The organism is Oleiphilus sp. HI0043, from assembly GCF_001634935.1.
This window is the reverse complement of the sequence record NZ_LWEY01000450.1, coordinates 1-1,357: the sequence shown is the minus strand read 5'-3', so window position 1 is coordinate 1,357 and position 1,357 is coordinate 1. Positions and strand designations below refer to the sequence as shown.

1 protein-coding gene is annotated in these 1,357 nt (G+C 45.8%); it reads right to left on the bottom strand.

The features are described 5' to 3' along the window. A partial coding sequence (locus A3729_RS05815) for a molybdopterin-dependent oxidoreductase (RefSeq protein ID WP_156497709.1) occupies positions 1–1,357 on the bottom strand: 1,357 nt, incomplete at both ends.

The window sequence follows — 1,357 nt, the reverse complement described above, 5'->3', positions numbered from 1 at the left end:
CTGGCGTGTATGGCTTGTCTTCGTCAAAACTTGATGCTGAATTTGCACAGTTTAAACCGTGCTCAACACCGTAGTTTGCAAGAGTCAGGTCAAATACAGTTGCAACCAACTTCTCACTACCATCTGCTAACTTAATTTTCTTAGCAGGTACTTTACGTAGTTGATTCGCATCGTGATCAGTATGATCAAAATAACCGTATTCGTGCTCTTGTCCACCGAAGTAAGGGAAGGAAACTTCAACCACTTCGTCTGCACTATCTTTTAGTGATAAGCCTAATTTGATCTCTTCGCCGGTATTACCGTCTAGCTGATCAATATTCCACTTACCTTTTTCACCCCAGCGATAACCTATTGAACCGGTAGGTGAAACCAACTCATTGCTCGCATCGTTAACTGCAATCGTCTTCCACTCAGGGTTGTTTTCTTGACCCAAGTTACCATCGAGATCAGAGGCTCTTAGGAAGCGACCTTGCTGTAAGCCTTGATCAGACTCTTCTAACATAACCAAGTAAGGGAAATCAGTCTTGGTACGCACGTATTCAGTGAAGTAAGCACTTGGCTTATCTACGTGAAACTCTTTCAGAATAACGTGGCCCATTGCCATCGCTACTGCTGAGTCAGTACCTTGCTTCGCGTGAATCCACTCATCGGTCAACTTCGCAACTTCTGAGTAGTCAGGTGTAACGGATACAGTCTTAGTACCCTTATAGCGAACTTCAGTGAAGAAGTGAGCATCAGGTGTACGCGTTTGTGGAACGTTAGAACCCCAAGCAATGATGTAGCCAGAGTTATACCAGTCTGCAGATTCTGGTACGTCAGTCTGCTCACCCCAAATCTGAGGAGATGCTGGTGGCAAATCACAGTACCAGTCATAGAAGCTTAGGCAGTTACCACCGATCAAGGATAAGTAACGAGCACCTGCCGCATAAGAAACCATCGACATCGCAGGAATTGGCGAGAAGCCGGTAATACGGTCAGGACCATATTTCTTAGCAGTGTAAACGTTAGAAGCAGCAATCAGCTCATTAACTTCTTTCCAGTCAGAACGAACCAAGCCGCCCATACCACGTTTTTCTTTGTAGGATTTAGCTTTTGCCGGATCGTTAACAATCGATTCCCAAGCTTTAACCGGGTCACTATGCTGGGCTTTAGCTTCGCGCCATAGCTTCAATAGAGCTTTACGTACCTTTGGGTACTTCAAGCGGTTTGCACTATAGATGTACCAGGAATAACTCGCACCACGAGGACAGCCGCGTGGCTCGTGGTTAGGAAGGTCAGGGCGCGTACGAGGATAATCAGTTTGCTGGGTTTCCCAGGTTACCAGGCCATCCTTAACATAAATCTTCCAACTACATGA